This window comes from Brevundimonas bullata (assembly GCF_003350205.1).
In the GTDB taxonomy this organism is placed as follows: domain Bacteria; phylum Pseudomonadota; class Alphaproteobacteria; order Caulobacterales; family Caulobacteraceae; genus Brevundimonas; species Brevundimonas bullata.
Genome location: NZ_QLLC01000007.1, coordinates 108,125 through 132,604, shown reverse-complemented (window position 1 = coordinate 132,604; position 24,480 = coordinate 108,125). Strand labels below are relative to the sequence as shown.

The following is a 24,480-nucleotide window of genomic DNA, read 5'->3' as shown; positions in this document are numbered from 1 at the left end:
CCTTTCAAGGGCCGGACTCTAGCTCCGCGTGGAGGAAATTCTCAGGGGCACGTCAGGAGGACTTTTCGGCGCTCGGTTCGCGGATGGTCCGTCCCTTGATATCGCCGGAGATGCTCCTGCGGGCGATGCTGCTCCAGGCCTTCTATTCGATCCGGTCGGAGCCTCAGCTGATGGAGTTTCGGGGGGGGCTTACAGCGCTGAAGCGTCCCGCAGTCGGACTCCGTCCAATGTCGCGTGGCCGAGGGCGTCGAACATCACCCGGTCGCAAATGGGGTCGAACCCGCTATTGGGTTGGCGGAAAATGTGCGCGCCGCCTACAGCTTCTTTCTTGAACACTAGCGAAGCACCACCGGCAATGCTGTAGGACTGCACGTCCTGGTCGGTGATGAAGTCGTGCTCCACCTTGATCTTCACTCGGGAGGCCGGGACGTCAAGCGCATCCAGCTCGCGAATCACATCGCACAGGTAGTATTGCGGTCCGGGAGCGCCATCGGCCAACGTGAAGTCACACGCAGTGAACGCAAATCCCTGCGCGTCTACTGCATCGAAGACGTCTTTCAACGCCTGCGAAACAATCCAGATGCTGGCGTACACCTCGAAATCGCGCGGTAGTCCGCCTTCCGCCGGCACGTGCACCAGGTGAGGGCGTTCGGGGTACTGGGCAGGGTCGCCGTTGGGTCGATCCACCGTACGCATACCCGGCCGGCAGAGCGCCGCTTCGTTGGCAAGTTGCAGGCCGTGCCCGATGCCGTCATTCCAGCGGCTGGGTTCCAGAAAGTAGAACTCGCCCTGGTGGAAATCCGTGTCAACCGAAGCGGGAATGGCAGTCTGCTCGTTCATGGGCTTCCGTCATGGATGCGGGGGTAGAACAGTAAGCGGGGGGCAGCCGACCGTTGCTGGGGCGGGCATTGCGGACAAGATTGGTGTTCAGCCCGGCATACCCGCGTGAGGCTCAGTCCCATGTTACGGGCGCCTCGGGCGGAATTGCGGAAGGCGGCGCCGCCAACACCGTCTCGACTGTCACGTCGGGCATGCGCCTCACTCAGCGTTGTTTCAGGGGGAATACGATTCCCTTTCACTCCCCCCACTCTTAGCGTCCGGCTTTCAGTCAGCCAGGGTTATGCGCTCCCGAGATCGAGTCGCAGCAGAGCGCCGGACGCCGGTGCGGCCTCAAGTTCGGCGTCGGATAGGCCGAGCGTCGCTGTCGTGACGAACAGGCGCCGGCCATCTCTTGAGAATGCACAACTCGTCGGGCGGGGAACAGGGAGGTCGATCCGGCGGGTGAACCGCCCGTCCGGTTCGATACGCTGGATCGCGCCGGCCCCGAACAACGTGCTCCAAAGCGCCCCGTCAGGGCCGACCAGCATCCCGTCCGGGAAGCCGTCATTCGGCCCAAACGTCGCAAACACCCGTCGTTCGCTGATCGTCCCGGAAGCCGGATCGTGGTCATAGGCGTAGATCGTGGGCGCGCGTGAGTCGGTGACATAGAGCGTCCGCCGATCCGGGCTCCAATCCAGACCGTTTATGAGGGTGAAGCCCTGGTCCATGACATGCCATGTCCCATCGGGATCATAGCGGTAAAGGACGCCGCTTCCCGGGTGCAGGGCCTTGTCCATCATCCCCACCCACAACCGCCCTTCCGGGTCCAGGCGACCATCGTTCAGGCGGTAGCCATCTCCGCCATGCGGCGCGGTAGCCATACGGCGTACCTGGGCGTCATTGCCGATCATCGCCAGGTCGCAGCCGAGCGCCACCATCAGGGTCCCGTCCGCACGTTCCGCCACCATGCCGATGACATCGGGCATCCCGGTTGCCTCGTTCCGCCCCGTGGCGGGATCGAATTGGTTGAGCGTGCGTCCCTCTGTATCGACCCAGAGCAGCCGGCGGCGACGCTCGCTCCACAGCGGACATTCGCCGAGCACCGCCGCACTCGGGAAGGCGACCGAGACCGCCTTGTCCGCTTGTGCGCGCCTCTCGGGAGCGTCGATGGCGATGCCTTTCCAGGCGGCCGCCATGTCCTCGGGCGTATCGACCGCTACGCCGGCGAGGTCGCGGGGGTAGGTGACGCCGGCCGCCTCCCGCGCCTTGGTGGCGACGAACTGTCCATTGCTCGCGCGCAGCACCCATCCGGTCGCATCACAGTCAGGCGAGACAAGGTAGACGGCGCCGGAGGCGACCGCATCCGGCCGCAGTTCGTCCGGTTCGCCCTCAACGCCCCACATTCGCGTTTTCGCAACGGGCGAGATCGCGTTGACGGTGATCCCGTGCGGTCGGCCCTCGAGCGAAAGCACGTTGGTGATGCCGACCGCCGCCATCTTCGCCGCAGCATAGGCCGCCAAACCCTCTTGCGCATACTCTGGGTAGAGGGCGCGATCAGACGTTGTGAGCAGGATGCGGCCGAAGCCCTGTCGGCGCATCGCCGGCCATGCAGCTTGCGCCAGCCAAAGCGGCGCATTGACGCTGAGCCGGATCATGCGCTCGAGGAAATCCGGCTCTAAATCCTCAATAGGCTGGTAGCCGACCCAGCCCGCGTTGTGGATCAGCACGTCGAGCCGACCATGTTCGGCTAGAACGCCGTTGACCAGCGCCGCGCAGTCAGCGTGCGTGGCCAGCGGTCCGGCTACCGCATGGGCGTTTCCGCCGGCTGCGTTGATCCTGTCCGTCGCGGTTTGGGCGACTGCGGCATCATCGCCTTCTCCGTCCGCGCCTACGCCGGTGTCCTGCACGATGACGGTAGCGCCACGCGCGGCAAGCACGCGGGCGTAGGCGAAGCCGAGTCCGCGCCCGGCGCCGGTCACCAGCGCTACCCGATGGGAAAAATCGATCATTCGTCACCTCCAGTGCGTGAAGGTGCGATCGACGGAGGTTTCGATCCAATACCGATAACCGGACGCTGTGATAGGCGCAGGCTATCGTAGAAGCGCCGCCTCCAGCCGAGCCGTCGCCGGCTCCGGTTCGCCCGCGCGGCGGCACAGCAGGAGTTCGAAGCGCGCCGCGTCGCTATCGATCGGACGATAGGCAATTTCGGACGAACGGATTGACGCCATGCTCGCCGGCACGATTGCGACGCCCGCCTCGACCGCAACGAGCGATAGAACAGCGTGCATCCCGTGGGCTTCCTGGTGCACGTCCGGCGTGAAGCCCGCCATCATGCAAAGCCGCGTCACCTGGTCGTGGAAGCCTATTCCCTCCCTCCGAGGCCAGGAGACGAAGGGCTGAGGGGCCAGGTCCGCAACCGAGACGCTGTCCCTGAGCGCCAGGTCATGCCCGGACGGCAAAGCGATGGCGAGACGATCCGTGTCGAAAAGAGATGTCAGCAGGCCGCCCGCATCGCCGAGCGGCGGAATGACGACGCCTAGGTCCAGTTCGCCTGATCGCAGCGCCGCAACCTGTCCCGCCGTGGTCATCTCGCGCAGCTCGACCCGCACATCAGGATGCTCGCGCCGGAAGCTGCGCAACCTATCTGGCAGCGGGCCATACATGCCGCTACCGACATATCCCAGGCGTACGCGCCCCCGCTTGCCGCTTGCCGCTGGCCGCGTCACGCGTGGCCGCCAGCGCGTCGTTCGCGGCGGCAAGCAGTCGTCGGGCTTCATCCAGCAGGACGGCGCCCGCAGGCGTTAGTCGAACCGTCTTTCGGCCGCGCTCGATCAGCGAAGCCCCAACCTCTTCCTCCAGTCGCCGGATCGCGGCGGTAAGCGGCGGTTGCGACATGCCGAGCCGATCGGCGGCCCGTCGAAAGTGCAACTCCTCCGCGACCGCGACGAACTGGTGAAGCAGCCTGAGGTCGATGCGAGGCAGAGGGTCGTTGTTCATGGCGACTTTCAATACACCACCGAGTCGGTCGTCTTCTGTCTGAACCCTCGTCTCCCGTGAAAATACGTTCTATCAAGACGCTGCACCGATTGAGTCCGGGCATTCTTCTATGCTGTGCGCTCCTGTGGGGATGCGTCGATTCTTCGACCCTCTCGGCTGTGGTCTATTCACTCTGGTGAGCCGGTCCTGCGGTAGAAACCGTTGATGTCGGATCCCATGCCGCAAAATCGGGCGGCGGCGCCGCTGTCCTGAACGATCGCGCCCTCCGGCCCCACACGCACCGCAATGACCGGGGCTTCGGCTCCGATGTCGGCGGCGATGATCGTGTTGAGTTCGCCCTTAAATGGAACCACGCGGGCGGCGATGACGTCCTCCGCGTCCTGAGGTCCTACCGCTTGAAGCTCGCAGTCGGCGGCGGTCGCGGGGCCGTTTGGGACGCCCCCGGCGCGGAAGGTGACGCGCCAGACTTCGCCCTCGCGATCCAGTGTCATGGCTGCGCCAGCCGGCTCATCGCGCTCGAAAGCGGCGTCGGGCGCGACAGTTCTCGTAGTCGCTTCCTGCGGCTTGGCCTGAGGCGCGGCCTGCGACGCTTCAGGCACAGCCTCGATCGGGGCGCTTTCGGCAGGAGACGGGCTGCAGCCCGTCAAGCTCAGGAGACCAATGGCGGCGACGGACAGGATGCGCATGAAACCCTCGCAAAAAATCGACGTGTCAGGCGAGGGAGCATATCTATAAATGAACGGCGATCAATATATATGAAAGCGGTCGCTTCTCTGCGATGATGTAGAGGCGGGTTCTGCTGGGCAGGGCCTATGGGCAGGGGTAGAGGGTTGCGCGGCGATGCGATGGCGGGCGGGCAGATCTACGACATTCATCGGCCTCTTCTTGGCATGCGCCGGCGTGCTGGCGGGATGTGGCGGCGCCGGTCAGTCGGTCTGGGACATGGCGCGCGGCCACGTCCGGGCCACGGCTACAGCGCTGGATGGTCGGCTGTTGTCCCAGGACCGAGAGGAAAGGGGCGCGCTTCTGTTCGCCTTTGGCGATTATGGCGGTCTGAACACCGACGCGATGAAAACGGTCGCCGTGCCTTGGAAGCTGACCTCGGCGGCGCTGGTCATGGCGCAGGCGCCGGAAGACGTGTCCCAGGCTTCGCTTCGTCGGATTCTGGCGAGCTATGGTTTCCTGTATCCGATGGAGATCGCCAACTGGCCGGAGGGAGCTGGGCCGCCCCCGACGCCGGAGGCCGTGCTGGGCGTCACCCTGGGCGTCGGGCGACGCAGCCTGCCACCCATAGAACTACAGATCGGCAATATCGGCTGCGCGGCCTGCCATGCGGCGCCGACCTATGAGGCGGACGGGCGCCCTGCGCCAGATCGGGTTTGGCTGGGCGCGCCCAATCCGTCGCTGAACCTGGAGGCCTATACCCAGGGTCTCTATGCCGCCTTGCAACTTGGCGTGGCCCAGCCTGAACGCCTGATGGCGACGGTGGGCCAGCTGTACCCGGATATGACCGAACGCGAGCGCGCGACGCTTCAGTCCTTCGTCATGCCGCGCGTGCGTGAACGGATGAAGGCTATCGCCGCGACGGGGCAGGGGGTCCTGCCCTTCTCCAACGGCCTGCCGGGCGCGACCAACGGGGTGGCGGCGTTGAAGCTGCAACATGGGTTGTTGGCGAACGATCCGGACGCCATGACGCGTGAGACGGGATTCACCTCCATCCCGCATCTGGCCGACCGCGCCTGGCGCAGCGCCCTGCTGTGGGACGGCGCCTATGCCCCGCCGGGCCGGGAACGGTTCCGGCCTATGGAAGCCAGCGACCTGAACGAGGCGCATCGCGATCAGCTGGCCGCCATCACCGCCTATTTCACCGTCCCGAGCATGGGCGTGTCGGGCGCGCAGGCGCGACGGCACGTCCCTGACGTGAAGACGGCCTGGGCTTTTCTCCAGACGGTGCGGCCACAGCCTTTCCCCGGGCGGATCGACCAGGCACGCGCCGCCGCTGGACGCGAGATTTTCCAGCGGGCCTGCGCATCCTGTCACGGGACCTATGCCGAAACGGCCGAAGGGCCGCGACTGGTCCGTTTTCCCAACTGGGCAGGCGACGTGGGGACGGACCGGACGCGCGCAGAGGCGATCACGGAGGATCTGGCCGCGCGGGTCAACGCCTCGCCTTTGCGGGCCTCGATCTCGGCGGCGCACACCGGCGTCTATGCCGCACCGCCGCTGACGGGGCTGTGGCAGAGCGCGCCCTATCTGCACAATGGCTCGGTTCCCAGTCTCGCGGCCCTTCTGGGTCTGGAGGAACGGCCCGTGCAGTTCCGTGTCGGCGGCCACGCCATGGATATGCAGCGGGTCGGCGTCGCCTATCCGGAGGGCTATCGCCCCTATGCGCAGCCGGCCTGGGTGGACACGCGCCAATCCGGGTTGAACGGACGGGGGCATGATGCTCCGTTCGCCGGGCTCAGCCGCGAAGACCGGCTGGCCCTGCTGGAATACCTGAAGCGGCTCTGATCAGACGATCAGGTCTGCGACCGAGCGACGGGCGGGCGGCGGCAGGGCGTCGTCGGCGACCCGGCCGATGCGGAAGGCGGTGATCAGACGCGCGCCGGGCGGCTGTTCGAAACGCGTCGCCAGGGCAGAGGCGGCCGCCGGGTCATCGGCCAGCACCGTCATCGGAGCAGCGGTCAGGCCTTGGCGCGTGATTTCCAGCCAGACCCGGTGCCAACGGCGCCCGGTTTCGAACGGCGTCTCTGCGACAGGGCGGTGGAACAGGGCGACGGCCGCGCTGGACTTCACCACGGAGGCTTCTCCGGTCAGGGCACCGGCCAGGCCCAGCCGATCAAAAAGCTCGAACACGCCCGGCTTCAGCACCAGCCCCGCGCCGAGGGCTTCGACGCCTGACATCTCCATGGCGCGGGCGTTCAGGCCATCCACGCTCCAGCAGGGATGGCGTGGCGACAAGCGCATCCAGGCCAGAAGTTCAGCGCGAAACCCGCTGTCGCGAAAACCCTTCAGACTGGCCTGATCGTTGAGGCGGGCGACATGGTCGATGTCGGCGCGGTCGCGCAGCACGGTCAGGTCGCGCGCGGTCTGGGCCAGGGCGTCCAGCGCCGCCTCGGCGCGGTCGGGGGTGAACTTTCCGCGATAGGTGCGGCGTCGGGTCAGGAAGGGTGCGAGCGGGTCTGGCGTCGCTTCGCCGGTCACGATTAGGCGGACGATCTCGCCCTCTTCGGGCGCGGCCAAACCGATCTCAAGTCCCCGCAGGCTGGCGGCCAGGACGAAACCCTCGACCGCCGCGCCGTGACTGGCGGCGACGTCGCGGCCGGTCGGGTCGCCGACCGGCAGGGTGCGACCGGGCGCCTGCATGACCGCGACCGTGTGGTCGTCGATCCGGCGCCAGACGGTGGGCTGGATATTGTGGACGTTGGGCGACAGGGCGGCGTCGGCGACGATGGCGGCGAAGGTCTCGGGGGTCATGCTGCGGCGTTATCCAGAACCTTTCGGAACAGGTGGGTGCGGTGCAGCCGCTCGCCGCCGATCCGTTCGAGCTGGCGCAGGCTGGTGCCGTTGACGTCGGCGATCCACGTGCAGCCGCACTCGCGATAGCCGCGCTGTTGCAAGGCGCCGATGACACGCCACAGCATGGCGGGATTGACCCCCTGGCCTTGCGCCTCGGGCATCACCGAATAGAGGATCAGCACCGCGCGTCGTGGCCGGACCTGCATCTTCAGCCAGGCCCAGAGGGCGCGAGGCCCGTAGGTCGCGCCGGAATCGCGCACGAAGGGGTTGAGGTCGGGAATGCAGATGACCACCCCCATCGGCTGGCCCTTGTAGTGGATGACCGACGACAGGGCCGGGTCGAGAATCCACATCATCTCCCCAGCCTGAAACTCGAACTCCTCGTCGGTCAGGGGGACGAACATGGGGTTGGCGTCAAAGCCGCCGTTGAGACACTGACGAGCTTCTTCCATTCGCGGCTTGAAGCGGCGTCGGTCGATCGGGGCGAAGATCCAGTCGTCGGAGGCCAGAATGGCTCGGGCGCCGGGCGTCAGCAGACGGTCGCGATCCACTTCGCCGGGACTAAAACGGAAGGTCGACATGGGGAATTCGGCGGCATAGCCCATGGCCTCCAGGCGAGCGGCCAGATAGGGCGGGGACCAGACCATGTCGGTGAAGGGGGCGTGCTCGAATCCCTCTGTCACCAGGCCGATTTGCTGCATGGCGGTCAGGTTGAAGGGGCCGGCAATTTCGGTGTCGCCGTGTCGGTGGGCGAAGGCCTCCACGCCGTCGAACAGCAGGCGCAGGGCCTCGGGATCGTCGGCGGCGTCGAGATAGCCGAAATAGCTGCGCGATAAGCCGTGCCGTTCGTTCGACGCCGGGTGGCGGTGCGCCGTGGCCCGCGCGACGGGCTGACCGTCGCGCATCACGACCAGCACCTCGAGGTCGCCGCCGCCTTTCAGCAGCGGGTTTTTGTGCGGATCGAGATAGCGCTGCAGGTCAGAGCGCATTGGCGAGACGTAGGGCGTATCCTTGGGATAGACGACGAAGGGCGTGCGGAAGAAGGCGTCGAAATCGCCCCGGACCAGGGTCAGGCTCATGCAGGGGCTCCGGCGTCTCGAGCGGCGACCATGGCCGCCATCTTCTGAAACAGGGCCATGGCCCGCTCGTCTTCCTCGGCGCGTGTGGAGCCGCCCAAGGCGATCAGGGCGATCTGCAAGGGAACGGCGCTGATCAGGATAGCGTGGGTCGAGGCGTGCCGGCGCAGCAAGTCGCGAAGCTGCTCTCGGGCGTCGCGTTCGGCCTCGGACAGCGCGTGGTCCAGACGGGTCAGGTCCATGACGACGTCATCCGCGAAGGCGGCGCGCAGCAGGGCGGGATCATAGGCCGACAGGTCCGCCCCTTCGGCCAGAACCAGACCTTGCAGGGGCGCGGCGCGCGACGCGGTGTCAATGAACCGGCCCAGGTCGGTGGTGTCCGCCGTCGCCAGGGCCTGCTCGAAAAGGCGGCGTTGCTGATCGCCGCCGCCCGACTGAAGGCGTAGCAGAACCGACAGGGCGAGCAGGGCTGAGACCGTGATCGCCAGCACGCCTTCGGCCTCCAGCAGGGAGCCGGGCGGGCGAAGGCGCAGCAGGGCGCCTGCGAGCAGAACAGAGATGGTGGCGGCTAGCGCCAGTTCCTTCAGAGCGTCGATCCAGCGGCGCGGGGCGCTGGCTCCGGCCGCCGCCGCATAGGCCAGGCTCAGCATACCCAGGGCGCTAAGCCCGAACGGCGAGATCAGGCCGAAATCGGTCAGCGCCAGAAGGCCCGTCGCCAGAAGGGCGCGGCCGTAGGAATCGAGCGCCGCATTCTCCATCGGGGCCAGGGTCGAGCGGTCGCGAAACAGGATCAGCCCCAGAACCAGCGCCAGGGCCAGGGGCACATAGAGGGCCAGGCTGAAGGCCCGCTCTAGCCCCGATCCGGCCAGAATAGCGGCGATCAGGCCGAGCAGCGTTCCGCCCGCCACGATCAGCTTGATCGGCAGGGGCGCGTGGCGTCGCAGCAGGTTCTCGGCCAGCAGCAAGGCGCCCAGCGGCAGGGCGCAGGCCAGGATCAGGCTGACCAGACCAAAGCCCTCTAACCCTGTCGCCCGGGCCAGCGCCCGGCTGGCGTAGAACAGGCCCGCCAGGGCGAAGACCAGCATCAGTACGTTCTGGACCGTGGTGCGGCCCTTGCGGCTGACCAGGACCAGAGCGACGGCCAGCGCCCCCAGGGCGCCGAAGCCGTCGACCAGCATCTGAATGTCGGCGGCGGCGGTCATGCCAGCAGACGCTGCATCATCCGGCGCACCAGCCAGCCCCTGGCCCAGGCGACCGGGCCGGGAAGAGGCCGTTCGACCCGGGCTTCACGCACATTGAGGAACCAGCCGCGACAGTCTGTGCGCGTGCGCCGCTCCATGATCAGGGACAGGGCCTCTCCCGCCATCAGGGCGCCGGCGGTGACGACCATGGGGGCGAAGCTCATCCGCTTGCGCTTGCCCGCCGCCATTTCGGCGGCGGCTTGCAGGTCGACATGGGCGTGGGACGAGGAATGGGTCAGCACCCACTCGATCTCCTTCAGGAAGGCGTCGCTGGCCTGGTCCGACGTGATCTCACGCCACGGCGTCCCGCGCGTCGGGTAGGTCAGCCGGTCTTCCGGGCGCGGATCCTCGGGCCGCACCAGGATGACCGAGGGCAGGGGCGAGGCGTAGGCGTCGATGACGCTGGCCCCGCATCGCCGGGCGACGCGATACAGCTCGACTGTCGCCGCCACGTCGTCACAGCCGTTGACGATGACCGGATAGTCGCGCGCCAGCGTCTCCAACTGATCCGTCCATTCGGCCCCCAGCACCGTCAGTTTCAGGTTCGGGTTGATCTTGAGCAGGGCCTCGGCCGTGACCTCGGCCTTGGGCCGATCCACGGTGTCGGTGAAGGCGAAGACCTGGCGGTTCAGGTTGGAGACCTCGAACGTGTCCAGGTCGGCGATGGCGATGCGGCCGACGCCGGCGCGGACCAGCATCTGCACGCAGGCCCCGCCCATGCCGCCGACGCCGGCGACGAAGACGGCGCTTTCCTTAAGGCGCGCCTGTTCCTGTTCGCTGACGAAGCCCAGGTTGCGGGTGGTCATCTCGGCATAGAAGTCTTCGGTCATCGGGCCTCTTTCCAGGGTCTGAGGACGCCCCACGGTCGGTTGGCTGAAAGCCAGTAGATTAGCGGCAGGACCGCCATGCGCGCCGCCATGATGACGACCAGACCGCCCAGCCCCATGGCGGTCGTCGGCGGCGCGACCTTGCGCAGATAGCGCCCGGCGGCGGCCATATCGATGCGGCCGATCTGGATCAGGTCGTCGCCTCGCTCATAGTCGAGCTGGTCGCGGCAGAAGGCGTTGTAGGCCTCTGTTCGATGCAGCGCGGCCTGCTCAAACGCCTTCTTCAGCGCGTCGGAGCCGCCGGTATAGGCGTCAGTGATGACAAAGCGCGCCTCGTCGAATCCCGCCTCGGGGCCGACGCCGAAAGCCGACCTGTGCCGGGCCATGATCTGACGCGCCAGGGTCAGGTGATCGAAGCTGCGCCTAGCGCCAGGATGTGGGGAAGGAAAGACGTCGGAAAAGGTCTCGGCCACCATGCCGACGACGGCGGGCACCTGGCTGACGTTGGAGATCCACAGCGGTCGGCCTTGCCCCGCCAGGAACATCAGGACGCAGGTCAGGCCATAGAGGGTCGCCGACATGCCGCGCCCCCGGAAGGACGGATCGACCATGACCAGGCCCAGATGCATGACCTGGGTCGGGCGGCCTTCCAGTTCGGTCTCCAGCAGAGACAGGACGTTGAAGGCGACCGGCCGGGCGGCCGCGCCCTTGCCCTGATAGACCACGGTCACGACGCAGTTCCTCAGCCGCTCGGCGTCGCCGCCCAGAACGCCATAGGCCAGGGAGGCCTGATCCAGCGTGGTCTCGGCCACCGACCGCAGGTCGGCCGTCAGGGCCTCGATATCCGGTCCCGACAGGGTCAGCCCAGGGCGCTCGACGATGTGCGTCGTTAAATCCCGGCCCGAGCGCCAATGCAGATTGATCATACGACCGTCATTCGAGGGACGGCCCGCGCGCGTCCGCCAGCTTCACTGGAACGGTCGCCCTGAGCCGCGTCAAGGCGAAGCAGCATAGTTCGAAATGAACGTCGATCAATAAAGTGCAAAAACAGATGTTTCTTCGGCTTTCCCAAAGCGGGATTCTGCTATGCACGCCCAATGGGCAGACGATCCGATCATACGCGGCAAGAGCTGGAACACCTGTTTCTGGTCGAGGGCCACAAGCATATGGCTGAGGTCGGCTTCGCGCGCTTCTCCGCGCGGGAGGTGGCCAAGCGGATCGGCTATTCCATCGGCACCCTGTACAATGTCTTCGGCACCCTGGATCAGCTGCTGATCGCCATCAATACGCGGACCTTCCAGCTTTGGGCGGAGGAGGTCCGGGCGGCCCTGGAGAGCAGCGGGCCAGATCGGATTCGCTGTCTCGTTGAGGCCTATTTCGGCTTCGCGCGCGCCAATCGTCACAGCTGGACGGCCATCTATGACCATCATTTGCCGCCCGACGTCGTCCTGTCCGATGAACAGAATCAACGGCGTGGCGGGCTGACCCAGATCATCGTGGACGAGGTGGTCGCCGTCCTGCCGTCCAGGGCGCAGGCCGACGCGCCGCGTCTGGCCCGTTCGCTCATCGCGGTGGTTCACGGGCACTGCGTGTATGATCTGAACGGCAGTTTCGCCCTGATGGGAATCGAGCAGCCCATGGAGTTGGCGCTGGAGCGCGTCCGTGAAAGCCTGAACCATGCCGGCGCATCGGTGGATGGGCTGAAGTAACGCCGCCGCGCCCCCTCATCTTGATGACTGAGCGTGTGCGATGGCGACATAGCGCCATGGGCCTTGGGTGGTGGCGTCAAACGGCCAGCAGGTGCTGAGAACGAGGGTGGGGGCGACCGCGCGGGAGGCGATGGCGAACTGGTCGTTGCGGACCACATAGCCGCCCTGCACGCGGAATGAGGCGCGGTCGCCGTCAGTGGTTTCGACGACCACGACATCGCCCGGCTGAAGATGCTGCATGAAGCTGAAGTGGGTGTCGCGATGGGCCGCGACGACGGCGGTTCCGTTCTGACCGAGGGGCGCGCTGCCGGGGACGAGGGTCGGTCCGAAGGCCAGGGCCTCGCCGGAGCCGCCGGACAGGATGATTTCAGAAACTCCCAATCGCGGCACGCTGATCCGCGCGACGGGGACGGCGTCCGCCCAGGGCCAGGCCTTGACCGGAGCGCCCGTCGAACGCGACTTGGCGAATGCGCGTTCCAGCAGCACCTGGGCCAGGACCGCCTTGGCGGGAATGACGGCGCCCTGTCCGGCCAGACACAGGCCCGCGAAAGACAGGGCCATGAAGCCGGCGGTCGGGAGGGCGCGCCATCGGCGCCCTCCCTTGGCGGCGGGGGGCTGGGTCGGTTTCACGACCGCGCGCGCCGACGTCGCATGACCATCAGTCCCAGTCCGCCGATCAGCGCCAGCCCTAGCCCCGCCCACACGGACAGCGCCCATGCGGTCGCCGTCTGCGGCAGGTCAAAGGGGATGCTGGGGTCGTCGGTCGCGGCTTCGGTCGACTGAGCGCTGTCGGGGGCGGGGGCGCCGAATATGCGGACGAAGTCCCAGCCTGCCGGCAGGTTCAACGGCAGTTCCTCCTCGGTCAGGCGTGCGCCCTGGGGCCGCGAGGGCGTGCGGTCAACGGCCACCAGGCTGGTCTCCCGGGTCACGATCGAGAAGTCGAGACCCAGTTGGGCGATGGTCTGGGCGGCCTCCTCGGCGCTGACCTGATCCAGGCGATGGCCGACCTCGGCGTCGGTGATGCGGCGTCGGGCCCAGAGCTTGGCGACGCCCACGCCTTCCACAGCCTGGTTGAGATTGATGCGACGGCTCCAGGGACGTCCGTCCAGCATGCCGGAAACGGTGATCGATCCCCGAAGATTCGACGCACGGGCCAGAAGGATGAGCGGCTCGCCTTCGTAGAGATCGGGCAGATCGGCCGGGGCGAACTCTGCGTCGCCGCCTTGGGTGACCACCCGCAGGTCGGTCAGGACCGGACGGGTCAGGCGGTCCAGCAGCGCCGACATGCGGGTGATGACCTCGCGGGTGTCGCCGATATGGGTGTAGGTCCCTCGGCCGACCTCGGCCATGCGGTTCATCAGGAAGCTGTTGGGCGCGCTGCCGATGCCGACCATGAAGACGCGACTGCGACCCCGGTTCGAGCCGAGCGCGGCCAGCATCTGGTCTTCATTGCTGATTGAGCCGTCGGTCAGGAAGATCACTTGACGTACGCGACCTGTATCGTGCGGGGTGTCGTCGACCAGAGCGGCTCGCAACGCCGGCAGCATTTCGGTGCCGCCGCTGGCCTCGAGCTGATCGGCGTAGCGCAGGGCCAGGGCGATCTGTTCGCGCGTCGCCAGGACGGGCTTGTCGAACAGTTCGGTCATGGTGTCGTCAAAGCGAATGACGTTGAAGCGGTCGGTCGGTGAGAGGCTGCGCAGGGCCAACTTCAGGCTTTCCTTCGCCTGAAGCATGGAGTCGCCGGACATCGAACCGCTGTTGTCGATGACGAAGACCAGTTCGCGCACCGGCGGGGTCCTGCGACGGTTGCTCTCCGGCGGCGAAATCAGCGCCATCAGATAGTCGTCGGCCCGTACGCGTTCTCGGAACAGCTCCACGCCAGGGGCGGTTTCGGCGGAACGCCACCGCAACTCGAAATCGCGATTGGACGGCGTTGAACCGTCCTTGAGGGTGATGGTCCGCGTCGATCCCGCGCCCTCGACGATCTGGATGGCGTGATAGGGGCTGACAATGCCGGTCGGCGCGAAGCCGGGGTTCAGGCGCACCGTGATGGATACCGGATTGATGTCCGCGTGGCGGCGAGGGTTCAGCACCGGGGCGCGGGTCGCAGCGACGTCAGCCGCCGACGCATCTGACGGGGCGTAGCGCGGCCCTACGACCAGCGGCAGCCGGAATCCATATTCCCCCGAAATGCGGCGCACAGGGGCCTGGTATTCGATCTCGATCAGGACGGTTTCGCCCGGTCCGATATTGGCGACCCGGTTGGTGAACATATTGGGGCGTTGCTGCTCGACCAGACCGGCGGCGCGACCTTCGGCCTTGGCCTGTTCATAGATTTCCCGCGCGGCGGCGCGTCGGTTGATCTCGCCGATGATCACCCGCTGGCCGACGACCATCTTCAGGCTGTCGACCGCGCCGTCTTCGGGCAGGGGATAGAGATAGGTGGCTTCGACCCAGTCGCGACTGGTGTTGCGAAAGGCCTGAACCACCTTCACGCGCGCGGTCAGGCCGGTGACGGTCACGTCCATGTCCGTGCCCAACTGCACCGCGGAAGGCGTCGCCCCGTCCCTGGCCCGCAACAGAAGGGAGCCGGAGGTGATCTCGTCGCCCGGCGCGAGTTGTCGCGCATGGGCGAGGGAGGCGAAGCTGAACATCATCACCGACAGGACGAAGACCGACAGCCTGGCGATCAGGGCGGCTCGACGCCGGTGGAGCCTGGGGAAAGAGCCAGGGCGGCGCCTGGCGGCGAGGGGCGGGATCATGGGGATGCTCCTTGATGGAGCCTTTTCACTAGGCAGTCGGATGTGCGCACGGCCATGCGAAATCGAGGCAAATCTTCGCCATTGTCCGCAAGCGCATAGGCGGTCGGGCCTTCGATTGACGCGATGTGCGGAAATGTGCGTAGTGGGATGGCAATCGGGGATGTGAGCCTATGGACGACGCTGACGCGCAGATGATCGCCCGCCGCGTTCGCGAAGAGCTGGCGCGGCGGCGACTGTCTCGTCAGGCCCTGGCGGATATGGCCAGGGTCAGCATCTCGACGCTGGAAAAGGCCCTGTCCGGGCGTCGCGCCTTCACCCTGGCCACAGTGATCCGACTTGAACAGGCCTTGGGCGTCCCGCTGCAGAAGATTCCGGCGGCTTCGCCAGCCGATCCGCTCGTCGCCTCGCCGGACAATCTGGGCGCCTATTCCCAGAATGCGGTGCGGTGGCTGGAGGGGCGTTATCTGACGCTGCGGCCGTCGTTCGGAACGCCGGGCGATATCTTTGCCTATGTGACGATCATCCAGTGGGATGCGGAGCAGGGCTGTCTGGTGTTTTCAGAGGCCGAGCGTCTGGACAGTTCTTTCTCGCAGAGCGGAAAGGTGTCGCTGCCTCATCTGTCCGGCCACATCTATCTGGTGACCAATGTGGAGGGCCAGTATCGTCTGGCCGTCTTGGGCCGCCCGACGATCCAGGGCGCCCTCTACGGCATCCTGACCACGCTGATGGTCGGCCACGGATCGCAGCTGATCCCCGCCGCCGCACCCTTCGTCATGCTTCGACTGAAGGCAGAAACCGAGATCGCGTTTGGACGCATCAAGACCAACCATCCTGACTATGTCCGATATCGCGCGGAACTGGATCTGGTGACGTCTGACGGATTCGCCCATTTTCCAAAATGACCCCCCTGTTTCGCTATCCCCGTCGCCCTCAAGCGGCATGGATAGAGGCCAGGCCTCTAACGGTTCCGCGCCGACGAACGCCAGCCAACATCGCTGGACTGGCAGGGACGGCGCGGTGATGGCGAAGGGCGGCTATCACACGGGGTCGCAACGGCTAGCGCGAACCGTCTTGCCGTCCTGTTCGATGCGCAGCGAAATGCCGGCGACGGGAGACAGTCGCAGGATTTGGACGATTGTCTTGTCGCCGTCCGAGGACTGGTTCTCTAGAACCACGCGGATGGCGTCACCCTCGCCTTCCAGGGTCTCCAGCGCCACCAGTTTGGAGGTGTCCTCGTAGCCCTTGATCTCGTTGGCCGTAATGACGAAGCGAGTGCCGCTTTCATCCTTCGCGCAACCGTCCTCGCTATAGTCCCAGGCGCCGCGATAGCCGACGGGGAAGGCCGCCTGCGTCGAAGAACCTCTGCGAGCGGCTTCTTCTTCAGCGGCCGAAACGGGCTCAGTCGATGAGGTCTGTTGCGCCAATGTCGTCGCGGGGGCGGTCTCGCTCGTCTCGGGAGCCTTGGAGTCGGCCTGCGATCCGCAAGCCGCCAGCAGCGCCGTGAATCCGATGAGAGCTAAAGTCTTTTTCATGTCCGCTGTCCCTGTCGCCAAATTTCGAGCACGTGATCGAGATCGTCGAAGCCACCATCTCAGCTGCATCCCGTGACCACAAGTCAATTTTGAACGGTGTATAATATTGACGGCTCTGCACACCGAGCGCGTTGACTGGCTGCGAGGAGTGGAGGCGTTCAGGCTAGCGCTGACGGCTAGGTCGAAAATGCCGCTAGCGTTCCGGGCCCAGTCAGTTCGCCGTAGGCGTCGTCCGCGAGGCCCCAGACGATCGCCGCCTTCCGCAATGCCTATCAGACCTCGAACACACGATATGGAAGGTCACCCAGGGTTCGCAGAACGGGCAGGGCGACATTGTAGACGGGCACCTGCACGCTCGCGATGTTGCGGGCCTCGTTTGTCAAGCTCACACAGGGCTGAGTATTCCGCAATACCAGCTTGCTCGTCGGGTCGGGGGGGCTCGTCGTAACGCTTACGCTTGAAACGACTTGAGCCTGGCTCGCGCCGGCGACAGCCAACAGCGCCAAAGCGGTGGTTGCACCGTAAATAGTTTACACCGAGAGGGTCGGCGGTTCGAACCCGTCGCCGCCTGCTACTTCAAATTATTGATTTAAAACAACTCTTATCGCAGAGCTCGAGTTGAGGCTGTTCGGTACGGGTCTCAGCTTCTACAGCCGCCGCGTCGGGCCATGGGTCGATGCCTAGCCTGGGCTTCTGTGCGCATAGGGGCCGTGGCGTCCAGAGCCCTCCTGGCCAGGCTGGGATGCGCTTAGCATGCCTGGCGCAGGAGGGCTTTCGGTCAGGTCTTTCAGCGTTTGGTGGCGGTCTCGATGATCGTGCGGGCCTGGGCGATAGCGGCTTCGGTCGTGATCTCGCCGTCCTGAATCTTCTGGGCCAGATCCATCAGGGGCGGGCCGGTGACGACGCCGGTCTGGGCTTCTTCTTCGACATAGACGCGGCCAGTGACCGCGATGGCGGCGTCCCAGGCGTCGCGTACGGCGGCCCAGTAGTCCTGCGTTGCGGCCCAGTAGTCGTCGCCCGCCTTGGGCGAGTAGCTGGTCGAACGGTCGTAGGTGTTGATCACGTCCTCCTGGACGATGGCGACGGGCTCGCCGCCAGCCCGGCCGTCCATCTTCATGTTGTCCTGGATGTGGACCCAGCCGTTCGGGGTCAGGGCGTGACGGTTTGTGCCGAGATAGCGGTCGTAGACGGGGTTCAGCACCGCGTCGCGACGCGCCAGCGGGCGCCAGGTCGGCTCGGAGCTCCAGACCTTCATGCCATTGGCGTAGGTCCAGCGGCCGACGCCGCCGTAGCGGGGCGAATCGTCCGTCTGCCACACCGTCTGCGACCAGGCCCCGACGCGCTGATCGGCGGACACCGGCGTCAGCGCCCATTCGTTGGCTCCGACATAGGTCAGGACGGTTTCCGGCTGATAGACCCAGTCCTGACGCCAGTGCTTGATGACGATGGCCTGGCCTTCGTGCTCCATGACCAGAATGTGCTGCAGGCTGATCCGGTCGCCCTTGTCATAGACGACGCGCACGATTTCGCTGCCGCCCGACAGCTTGCCTTCCATCGGGTCGTAGTCGGCGTGGAAGCTGACGTTCTCGCGCATGTCGAAGTGGACGCGGTACTGACCGGCCTGGGCCAGGATCGACTGGCGGTCCTGCTCGAACCGGCTCGCGAGCGCGGTGACGCTTGAGGCGGTCTGGGCCAGGGCGGCAGCGGCGGGCGCCGCGCCCGCCAACAGGGCGGCGGCGATGAGGATGGCGCGCATGGGGCGTTCCTTTTTGGGTGAGGGTGTCATCGGGCTTCCGGGGTCAGTAGCGGAGGTTCAGCGAGGCGCCGAAGTTGCGGCCCGGCTGGGTGAAGGCGTCCCGAATGGTGCTGGTCTGCGACATGCCGCGAATGTCGCTCCACCAGGCGTACTTCTCGTCGAAGACATTGAAGACGCCCGCGCGCAGCGTGGCCTTCTCGGTGAGGTTCCAGAAGGCGGTCACATCCATGATGGCGAACGCTTCGCCGCCCCAGCAGGCGCCGCCGCCGCAAGCCGCGCGGTCCTTGTCGTCGGACCATGTGACCGTGGCCGAACCGCCCCAGACGCCCGAGGGCGCGGCATAGTTCAGGCCGGCGACGACCTTGACCGGATCGATGCTGGTCAGCTTGCCGCGCGCGCCATCGGTTTCCTGATCACCGTCGGCGAACGAGGCGGCCACGATGGCCGAGACGCCGTTGTCCCAGCGAATGTCGCCGCGCGCTTCCAGACCCCAGATCTCCACCTCGGTCAGGTTGACGTACTGATAGATCAGGGGATCGACACCGGGCACGCCCGTGCCGCTGACCACGATCTGGGTGATGAAGTCGTCGTATTGGGTGTGGAAGGCCGTGGTCGACAGCGACAGGGTTCCGCCGAACATGTCGAGGTTGCGGAAGCGGACGCCTGCCTCGATGCTCTCGCTGGTTTCCGGCGTCAGATCCGGGTTCGGAATGGATTCATATCCGAACATCGGGTTCTCGAAGAAGTTGTTCACCTCCATCGGCGAGGGCGCCTTGAAGCCCTGGGCGTAGTTGGCGAAGACACCGAAGTGGTCATCGGCCCAGTAGATGGCGCCGATCTTGGGTGACAGGTGGCTGTCGCTCTGACCCTTGGCCACGACCGGATACAGGGCGTCCGGCTTGGGCGTCAGTTCGTACCAGTCGTAACGCAGGGCCGGGATGATGCTGAGACGGCCGTCCAGCAGTTCGATCTCGTCCTGAACGAACAGGCCGGCCAGATCATATTCGGTCTTGGGGAAGGGGCGGACGGGGAAGACCTCGCCCATGGGCGGCACCGTGCCGCCGCGAATGCCGTCCTGGGTCGTGCGCGACCAGTCGCCGCCGAGGGTGACGCGGTGCTGGACTGACGCGCCGCCGAACGTTTTGGAGCCCTGGGCCGCCATGCCGATGATGCTGTTGTCGAAGGTGACGTCGCGGGTGCGGTCCACCGCAGGGGTGCGGTCCTCATAGGTGAACTGACGCGTCGTGGCGTCCTGCCAGTAGGCGGCGACCGACCCGTCATCCAGGCCGAAGACGTCGCTGAAACGCCAGTCCAGGCTGACGCGGTCGCGCTGGGTTTCGTCCTGCGCGGTCAGGCCGATGACGGTGGCGGAATAGCTGCTGAGCGCCTCACCCTCCATGTCCTGATCAAAGTGGTCATAGGTCAGGCGGACGGTGTGGTTGGCGTTGGCGTCCCAGACCAGCTTGCCCAGGACGGCGTTAGAGGCGAACTCTTGCGGGTTCGGCTGGGTGCGGGCAGAGCCCGTGCCGCCGACCTCGGCCATGTTTTCGGTCTCATGGGCGTCGCGGCGGGTATAGGCCAGCAGGCCCGACAGCGAGCCGCTGCGACCCGCCAGCGCCAGACCCTCGGTCCAACTGTCGTCCGACGAGTTATAGCCGACCCGCGCGCGGGCGCCGAAGGTATCGCCGCTGTTGATAAAGTCGGACGGGTCCTTGGAGATGAAGCTGACCGCGCCGGCGATGCCGTCCGAGCCATAGAGGGCCGAGGCCGGACCCCGCAGAATCTCGACGGACTTGACCAGATCAAGGTCGTTGTAGCCGCCGCGTCCCACCGCCTGGGCGCCGAAGCTGAAGCCGTTGGGCACGCGCACGCCGTCCTGAATGATCAGGACCCGGTTGCCGCCCATGCCGCGAATGGTGAAGCCGGAGTTCCCGTCGCGACCGGCGCCCGACAAGGCGGCTGAGAAGCGGGCGGGGCTGGTGGGGACGCTGACGCCCGGCTCGAACCGGATCAGGTCCTTGATGTCCGTGACCAGATTGGTCTCGATGGACTCGGCGGTGATGATGCTGACGCTGGCCGGAACATCGTCCACACGGCGCTGGGTGCGGGTGCCGATCACGGTGATCGGGGCGACCGGCACGGCCTGCTCCAGATCGACGACGTCTTCAGCGAAGGCCGGGAAGGCGGCGGCCGAAAGGGCGGTCAGCCCGGCGGAGAACATCAGAAACGAGCGCATGGTTACGGCCCCGGTTGGAGAGGGCTGCGCAATTACTGCGAACGATTATCAGAATCAACTGCAATATGGGCGGGGACCTGACAAATCCATGGCGTGTCGATGACCCGCGTCGGGGCCTTAGGGTCTGTGCAGGTCCAATCGCATCCCGGCGACGATCAAACAGGCCGCGTCGGCGACGGCGGCGACGCGCTGGTTCAGGCGACCAGCTTCATCGCGGAAGCGACGGCCCAGGGCGTTGTCGGGGACCAGCGACCAGCCGACCTCGTTGCTGACCACCCAGACGGTCGCCGGGCAGGCGGCGAAGGCGTCGCTCAGGTCGTCGATGGCGGCAGGTAGATCGTGGTCTCCCAGCATCTGATTGCTGAGCCACAGGGTCAGGCAGTCGACGACCACGATGTCTTCGGTCGTCAGATCACGGACCGCGGCGGCCAGGTTCAGCGGTGCTTCTAGCGTGCGCCAGGCCTCGCCCCGTTCGTCCCGGTGTCGGTCGATGCGGTCGCGCATCTCGTCGTCGAAGGGCTCGGCGGTGGCAATCATCAGGGGAGGGCGGCCGGTCTTCGCCGCCGCCTGTTCGGCCTGCTTCTGGGCGAAGGCGCTCTTGCCCGAACGGGCGCCGCCGAGGACGAGGGTGATGGCCATGCTTCGTCTCTCCGGTTGACCTGAGGGGCGCGCAGTCCTACTGCCACGGTCGCGTCAGGTTCCCCGAAAGGGGATCAAAAGGGAACGGAGTGTGAAACTCCGGCTGTTCCCGCAACTGTAAGCGGCTAGCCCGCGCGTCATACGCCACTGGCGGTCTGGAAGGCTACGGCCTGAAAGACTTCTGGGAAGGCGACGCGCACCGGCCTTGATCCGCGAGCCAGGAGACCTGCCTGTCGCCGTCGTTCTCCGCGCGGTCGGGATGTGCCGAGCGGTCGAGGTGACTCGTGTGACGACAAGTGGAAACCAGCCGCGCCAGCGGTCCCTTCCGCGTGTCTGATCGACGCGCGAGAGGTCGTTGGCCGGCGTCGTCAAAGGAGCCGCCGGATGAACCGGATCGCCTATGCCTCTCTCGCTGCCGCCAGCCTTCTGGCCGCATTCCCCGCCGTCGCCGAAGTCACTGACCAGCAGGCCGCCGCGCCTGACGTGGCGGGCCGCGCCGGCGCCACCGCCGTGGCTGACGTCATCGTTACCGCCAACCGTTCGGCCCAGCCGATCGAGCGCGTCGGCGCCTCTGTCACCGTCCTGACCCAGGCCGCTATCGAAGCCCGCCAGACCCCCGCCGTGGCCGAGCTTCTGGCCCAGACGCCGGGCGTCAGCTTCACCCGCAACGGCGGCGTCGGCACGACGACCAGCCTGCGTATCCGCGGCGCAGAGGGCCACCATACGGTCGTCCTGATCGATGGGGTCAAGCTGAACGACCCAGCTTCGACCCAGGGGGGCTTCAACTTCGGCAACTTGCTGGTCGGCGACACGGCCCGCATCGAAGTGCTGCGCGGCGCCCAGTCGACCCTGTGGGGCAGCCAGGCCATCGGCGGGGTGGTCAACATCGTCACCGCCGAGCCGACGAAAGCCTTGCAAGGCAGCCTCGACGCAGAGGCCGGCGCGCGCGGGACGACCTATTTCCGGGGCGGGATCGGCGGCGCCAACGACCGTCTGAGCTGGCGTCTGGCCGCCAGCCGCTACAACACCGACGGCTTCTCCGCCTATGCACCCGGAACCGAGGATGACGGATATTCGAACACCGGCCTCTCCGGACGACTGAATCTGAAGATCACGGACGCGGTTTCGCTGGACCTGCGTTCAGTCTGGTCCGCCGGTCGAGTGGACATCGACGGCTTCGGCGTGGACAACCGTGAATACGGCAACACCGATGAACTTGTTACCTATGCGGGGCTGAACTTCGACCTGCTGGATGGCCGTTTCCGCAATCGCATCGGCTATGCGGCGACGAACACCGAAAGCTTGAACATCAACCCCGACAACAAACTTGAAAAGCGCACCTATGACGCGGCGGGCGAAAACCGTCGTTGGGAGTATCAGGGCGTCTTCGCCGTGAGCGAGGATCTGTCCACGACCTTTGGTCTGGAGCATGAAAAGTCGGAAATGAGCGTCCGCTCAGCCAGCGATTGGGACCCCAACGCCCCCTTCCATAAGGGTGAGGCCGAACTGAACAGCGCCTATGCCCAGGTGCAATGGACGGCGGCGCCGGGCCTGACGCTGACGGGCGGCCTGCGCTATGACGACCATGCCCAGTACGGCGACAACCTGCTGGGTCAGGTCGCGGCGGCCTGGGCCCTGAACGACGGCGACACCATGGTGCGCGCCAGCTGGGGACAGGGCTTCCGCGCGCCGGGCCTGTTTGAGCTCTATAGCCAGTACGGCAATCTCACCCTGCAACCGGAAGCATTCGACAGCTGGGAGGTTGGCGTCGAACAGCGCCTCTTTGATCGCGCCGTGGTCTCGGCCACCTACTTCAACCGTCAGGCTGACAATGAGATCCGCTACAACTACTGCACGCCGCCCACGACCGATGCGCTGTGCACCGTCAACGGCGTGGACCGCGGGGGCTATTACAAGAACGTTCAGAAGACCGAGGCCCAAGGCGTTGAGCTGATCGGCCGCATCGATGTGACCGAGGGCCTGAACCTCAGCGCCAACTACACTTGGACCGACGCCAAGAACGCCTCTGGCAAGGATATAGACGGCAAGCGCCTGACCCGCCGCCCCGAGCATATGGGCAATTTGAACGTCGATTACGCCTTCGCCTTCGGGCTGAAGACCGGCGTGTCGGTTCGCTATGTCGGCGAAACCTTCAATGACGCTGAGAACAAGGTGAAGGTCGACCCCTACACCCTGGTCGACCTCCGCGCCTCCTACCCGATCAATGACAATCTCGAAGTCTATGGTCGGGTCGAGAACGCCTTCGACGAGGATTATCAGACGGTCCTGAACTACGGCACGGCCGGTCGCGGCGTGTTCGGCGGCGTTCGCGTCCGGTTCTGATCCGATGCATGACGCCGCGTTTCTGACGACGGCGACCCGGCACGGCGGCGGTCTGATGAGGGCCGCCGCCGCCTATCCCGACGCGCCGCGCCCCTGGTTGGACCTGTCCACCGGGATCAATCCCGAACCGTGGCGGGGGGCGCGTGCGGCGGAGGCCGAGTTGAACCGTCTGCCCGATCCAGGCGCCCTACAGGCGCTGGAGACAGCGGCGGCGTCTGCTTTCGGCTGTGCGCCGCAACGGACGGCGGCGACCGCCGGGGCCGAGGCGGCGATCCGGCTTCTGCCCCTGCTGCTGGGCGTGCGCTCGGTCGAGATCGTCGGCCCGACCTATGGCGCCCATGCCGAGGCCTGGCGGGCGGCGGGGGTGGCGACGCGCCTGATCGCGCCAGATCAGGCGGCGACGTCGCAGGCAGGCGTGCTGGTGATCGTCAACCCGAACAACCCCGACGGACGCCTGACCCGGCGCGCCCACCTGATCGCCATGGCGCGTGCGCGCTCAGCGGCGGGCCGCTGGCTGGTGGTGGACGAATCCTTCATCGAATGCGCGCCCGACGAAAGCGTGTCGGATTTGGCCGAACCGGGCCTGATCGTCCTGCGGTCGTTCGGCAAGTTCTATGGCCTGGCGGGGGTAAGGCTGGGCTTCATGCTGGCCGCGCCGGACCTGATCTCTCGCCTGCGCGCCCTGCTGGGCGACTGGCCGGTCGGCGCCGATGCTTTGATCATGGGGCGGGGCGCCTATGCCGACAGCGGATGGCGGCGGCGGACCCAGACGGCCCTGGCGGATCGCGCTGATCGGCTCGATGATCTGCTGGTCCACGCCGGGTTTCAGATCATCGGCGGGACCAGCCTGTTCCGCATGACGCGCACGCCGCACGCCGCGCCCTGGTTCCAGCATCTGTGTCGGGCGGGCATCCTGACCCGCCCGTTTGACCATACGCCCGACGCCTTGCGGTTCGGCGTGCCGACCGAACGAGATCTGCCTCGTTTGGCCCGCGCGTTGGAGACCTTCTCGTGAGGACGACGC

Annotated in this window: 21 protein-coding genes, 1 pseudogene and 1 riboswitch; of the genes and pseudogenes, 6 read left to right on the top strand and 16 right to left on the bottom strand. The window is 66.3% G+C overall.

Annotated elements, in window-relative coordinates; all coding sequences use genetic code 11:
- Positions 1-176, top strand: a pseudogene (locus DXK21_RS05280) (transposase); the annotation flags it as partial.
- Positions 177-189: 13 nt separating this feature from the next.
- Here the strand turns inward: DXK21_RS05280 and DXK21_RS05275 are convergent.
- From DXK21_RS05275 to DXK21_RS05260, 5 genes are all read right to left on the bottom strand, one after another.
- On the bottom strand, positions 190-840 hold the full coding sequence (locus DXK21_RS05275; RefSeq protein ID WP_114816727.1) for an imm11 family protein: 651 nt from the start codon (positions 838-840) through the stop codon (positions 190-192).
- 278 nt (positions 841-1,118) lie between these two features.
- A complete protein-coding gene (locus tag DXK21_RS16750) occupies positions 1,119-2,828 on the bottom strand; it encodes an SDR family NAD(P)-dependent oxidoreductase (protein ID WP_211305973.1) in 1,710 nt (569 codons plus the stop codon).
- An 81-nt stretch (positions 2,829-2,909) separates the two neighbouring features.
- Positions 2,910-3,482, bottom strand: coding sequence for a LysR family substrate-binding domain-containing protein (locus DXK21_RS05265; protein WP_245945111.1), 573 nt, complete (start codon positions 3,480-3,482; stop codon positions 2,910-2,912).
- Positions 3,483-3,486: 4 nt separating this feature from the next.
- Entirely contained in the window at positions 3,487-3,816 is a 330-nt protein-coding gene (locus tag DXK21_RS16745) for a LysR family transcriptional regulator (RefSeq protein ID WP_211305971.1), read from the bottom strand.
- Between the two features lie 167 nt (positions 3,817-3,983).
- Positions 3,984-4,502: a hypothetical protein gene (locus tag DXK21_RS05260; protein ID WP_114816726.1), complete on the bottom strand. Its 519-nt coding sequence runs from the start codon at positions 4,500-4,502 to the stop codon at positions 3,984-3,986.
- Positions 4,503-4,716: 214 nt separating this feature from the next.
- Here DXK21_RS05260 and DXK21_RS17015 point away from each other — a divergent pair, with 214 nt between their 5' ends.
- Positions 4,717-6,327, top strand: a complete 1,611-nt coding sequence (locus DXK21_RS17015) for a c-type cytochrome (RefSeq protein WP_162790583.1) — start codon at positions 4,717-4,719, stop codon at positions 6,325-6,327.
- Here the strand turns inward: DXK21_RS17015 and DXK21_RS05250 are convergent, their stop codons facing one another.
- The 5 genes from DXK21_RS05250 to DXK21_RS05230 are packed head-to-tail and all read right to left on the bottom strand — an operon-like array spanning position 6,328 to position 11,405.
- The gene (locus DXK21_RS05250) at positions 6,328-7,293 is read right to left on the bottom strand and encodes a nitroreductase family protein (RefSeq protein WP_114816724.1); all 966 of its coding nucleotides are present in this window, start codon (positions 7,291-7,293) and stop codon (positions 6,328-6,330) included. It abuts the gene before it with no gap.
- A complete protein-coding gene (locus DXK21_RS05245) occupies positions 7,290-8,414 on the bottom strand; it encodes a GNAT family N-acetyltransferase (protein ID WP_114816723.1) in 1,125 nt (374 codons plus the stop codon). Before DXK21_RS05245 ends, DXK21_RS05250 begins: the two co-directional genes overlap by 4 nt.
- Positions 8,411-9,613, bottom strand: coding sequence for a hypothetical protein (locus DXK21_RS05240; protein ID WP_114816722.1), 1,203 nt, complete (start codon positions 9,611-9,613; stop codon positions 8,411-8,413). Before DXK21_RS05240 ends, DXK21_RS05245 begins: the two co-directional genes overlap by 4 nt.
- Positions 9,610-10,482 (bottom strand): HesA/MoeB/ThiF family protein, encoded by an 873-nt coding sequence (locus tag DXK21_RS05235; RefSeq protein ID WP_114816721.1) that lies wholly within the window; start codon positions 10,480-10,482, stop codon positions 9,610-9,612. The genes DXK21_RS05240 and DXK21_RS05235 overlap by 4 nt, the downstream gene beginning before the upstream one ends.
- Positions 10,479-11,405, bottom strand: a complete 927-nt coding sequence (locus tag DXK21_RS05230) for a hypothetical protein (RefSeq protein ID WP_114816720.1) — start codon at positions 11,403-11,405, stop codon at positions 10,479-10,481. The genes DXK21_RS05235 and DXK21_RS05230 overlap by 4 nt, the downstream gene beginning before the upstream one ends.
- A 171-nt stretch (positions 11,406-11,576) precedes the next feature.
- On the opposite strand from DXK21_RS05230, the gene DXK21_RS05225 reads away from it, so the two are divergent.
- A complete protein-coding gene (locus tag DXK21_RS05225) occupies positions 11,577-12,188 on the top strand; it encodes a TetR/AcrR family transcriptional regulator (protein ID WP_114816719.1) in 612 nt (203 codons plus the stop codon).
- Positions 12,189-12,203: 15 nt separating this feature from the next.
- Here DXK21_RS05225 and DXK21_RS05220 read toward each other — a convergent pair whose 3' ends face one another.
- Both DXK21_RS05220 and DXK21_RS05215 read right to left on the bottom strand, forming a co-directional pair.
- Complete coding sequence (locus DXK21_RS05220; protein ID WP_114816735.1) at positions 12,204-12,749, bottom strand: class GN sortase; 546 nt, start codon at positions 12,747-12,749, stop codon at positions 12,204-12,206.
- A gap of 65 nt (positions 12,750-12,814) precedes the next feature.
- Positions 12,815-14,950 carry a marine proteobacterial sortase target protein gene (locus tag DXK21_RS05215; protein WP_114816718.1) on the bottom strand — a complete coding sequence of 712 codons (2,136 nt, stop codon included), beginning with the start codon at positions 14,948-14,950 and terminating at the stop codon, positions 12,815-12,817.
- A 170-nt stretch (positions 14,951-15,120) separates the two neighbouring features.
- Here DXK21_RS05215 and DXK21_RS05210 point away from each other — a divergent pair, with 170 nt between their 5' ends.
- Positions 15,121-15,852, top strand: a complete 732-nt coding sequence (locus DXK21_RS05210; protein WP_114816717.1) for a helix-turn-helix domain-containing protein — start codon at positions 15,121-15,123, stop codon at positions 15,850-15,852.
- A 135-nt stretch (positions 15,853-15,987) separates the two neighbouring features.
- Here DXK21_RS05210 and DXK21_RS05205 read toward each other — a convergent pair whose 3' ends face one another.
- The 4 genes from DXK21_RS05205 to cobU all read right to left on the bottom strand — a co-directional run bounded on the left by DXK21_RS05205 (position 15,988) and on the right by cobU (position 21,113).
- Entirely contained in the window at positions 15,988-16,482 is a 495-nt protein-coding gene (locus tag DXK21_RS05205; RefSeq protein ID WP_114816716.1) for a hypothetical protein, read from the bottom strand.
- 787 nt (positions 16,483-17,269) lie between these two features.
- Positions 17,270-18,238: a DUF6607 family protein gene (locus DXK21_RS05200; protein ID WP_114816715.1), complete on the bottom strand. Its 969-nt coding sequence runs from the start codon at positions 18,236-18,238 to the stop codon at positions 17,270-17,272.
- Between the two features lie 43 nt (positions 18,239-18,281).
- Positions 18,282-20,474: a TonB-dependent hemoglobin/transferrin/lactoferrin family receptor gene (locus DXK21_RS05195; protein ID WP_114816714.1), complete on the bottom strand. Its 2,193-nt coding sequence runs from the start codon at positions 20,472-20,474 to the stop codon at positions 18,282-18,284.
- A 117-nt stretch (positions 20,475-20,591) separates the two neighbouring features.
- Positions 20,592-21,113 (bottom strand): bifunctional adenosylcobinamide kinase/adenosylcobinamide-phosphate guanylyltransferase, encoded by a 522-nt coding sequence (gene cobU, locus DXK21_RS05190; RefSeq protein WP_114816713.1) that lies wholly within the window; start codon positions 21,111-21,113, stop codon positions 20,592-20,594.
- 39 nt (positions 21,114-21,152) lie between these two features.
- Positions 21,153-21,361, top strand: a riboswitch (cobalamin riboswitch).
- A 136-nt stretch (positions 21,362-21,497) separates the two neighbouring features.
- Here cobU and DXK21_RS05185 point away from each other — a divergent pair.
- Positions 21,498-23,456 (top strand): TonB-dependent receptor plug domain-containing protein, encoded by a 1,959-nt coding sequence (locus DXK21_RS05185; RefSeq protein ID WP_114816712.1) that lies wholly within the window; start codon positions 21,498-21,500, stop codon positions 23,454-23,456.
- 4 nt (positions 23,457-23,460) lie between these two features.
- Positions 23,461-24,471, top strand: a complete 1,011-nt coding sequence (cobD, locus tag DXK21_RS05180; protein WP_114816711.1) for a threonine-phosphate decarboxylase CobD — start codon at positions 23,461-23,463, stop codon at positions 24,469-24,471.
- The last annotated feature ends 9 nt before the right edge of the window (positions 24,472-24,480 follow it).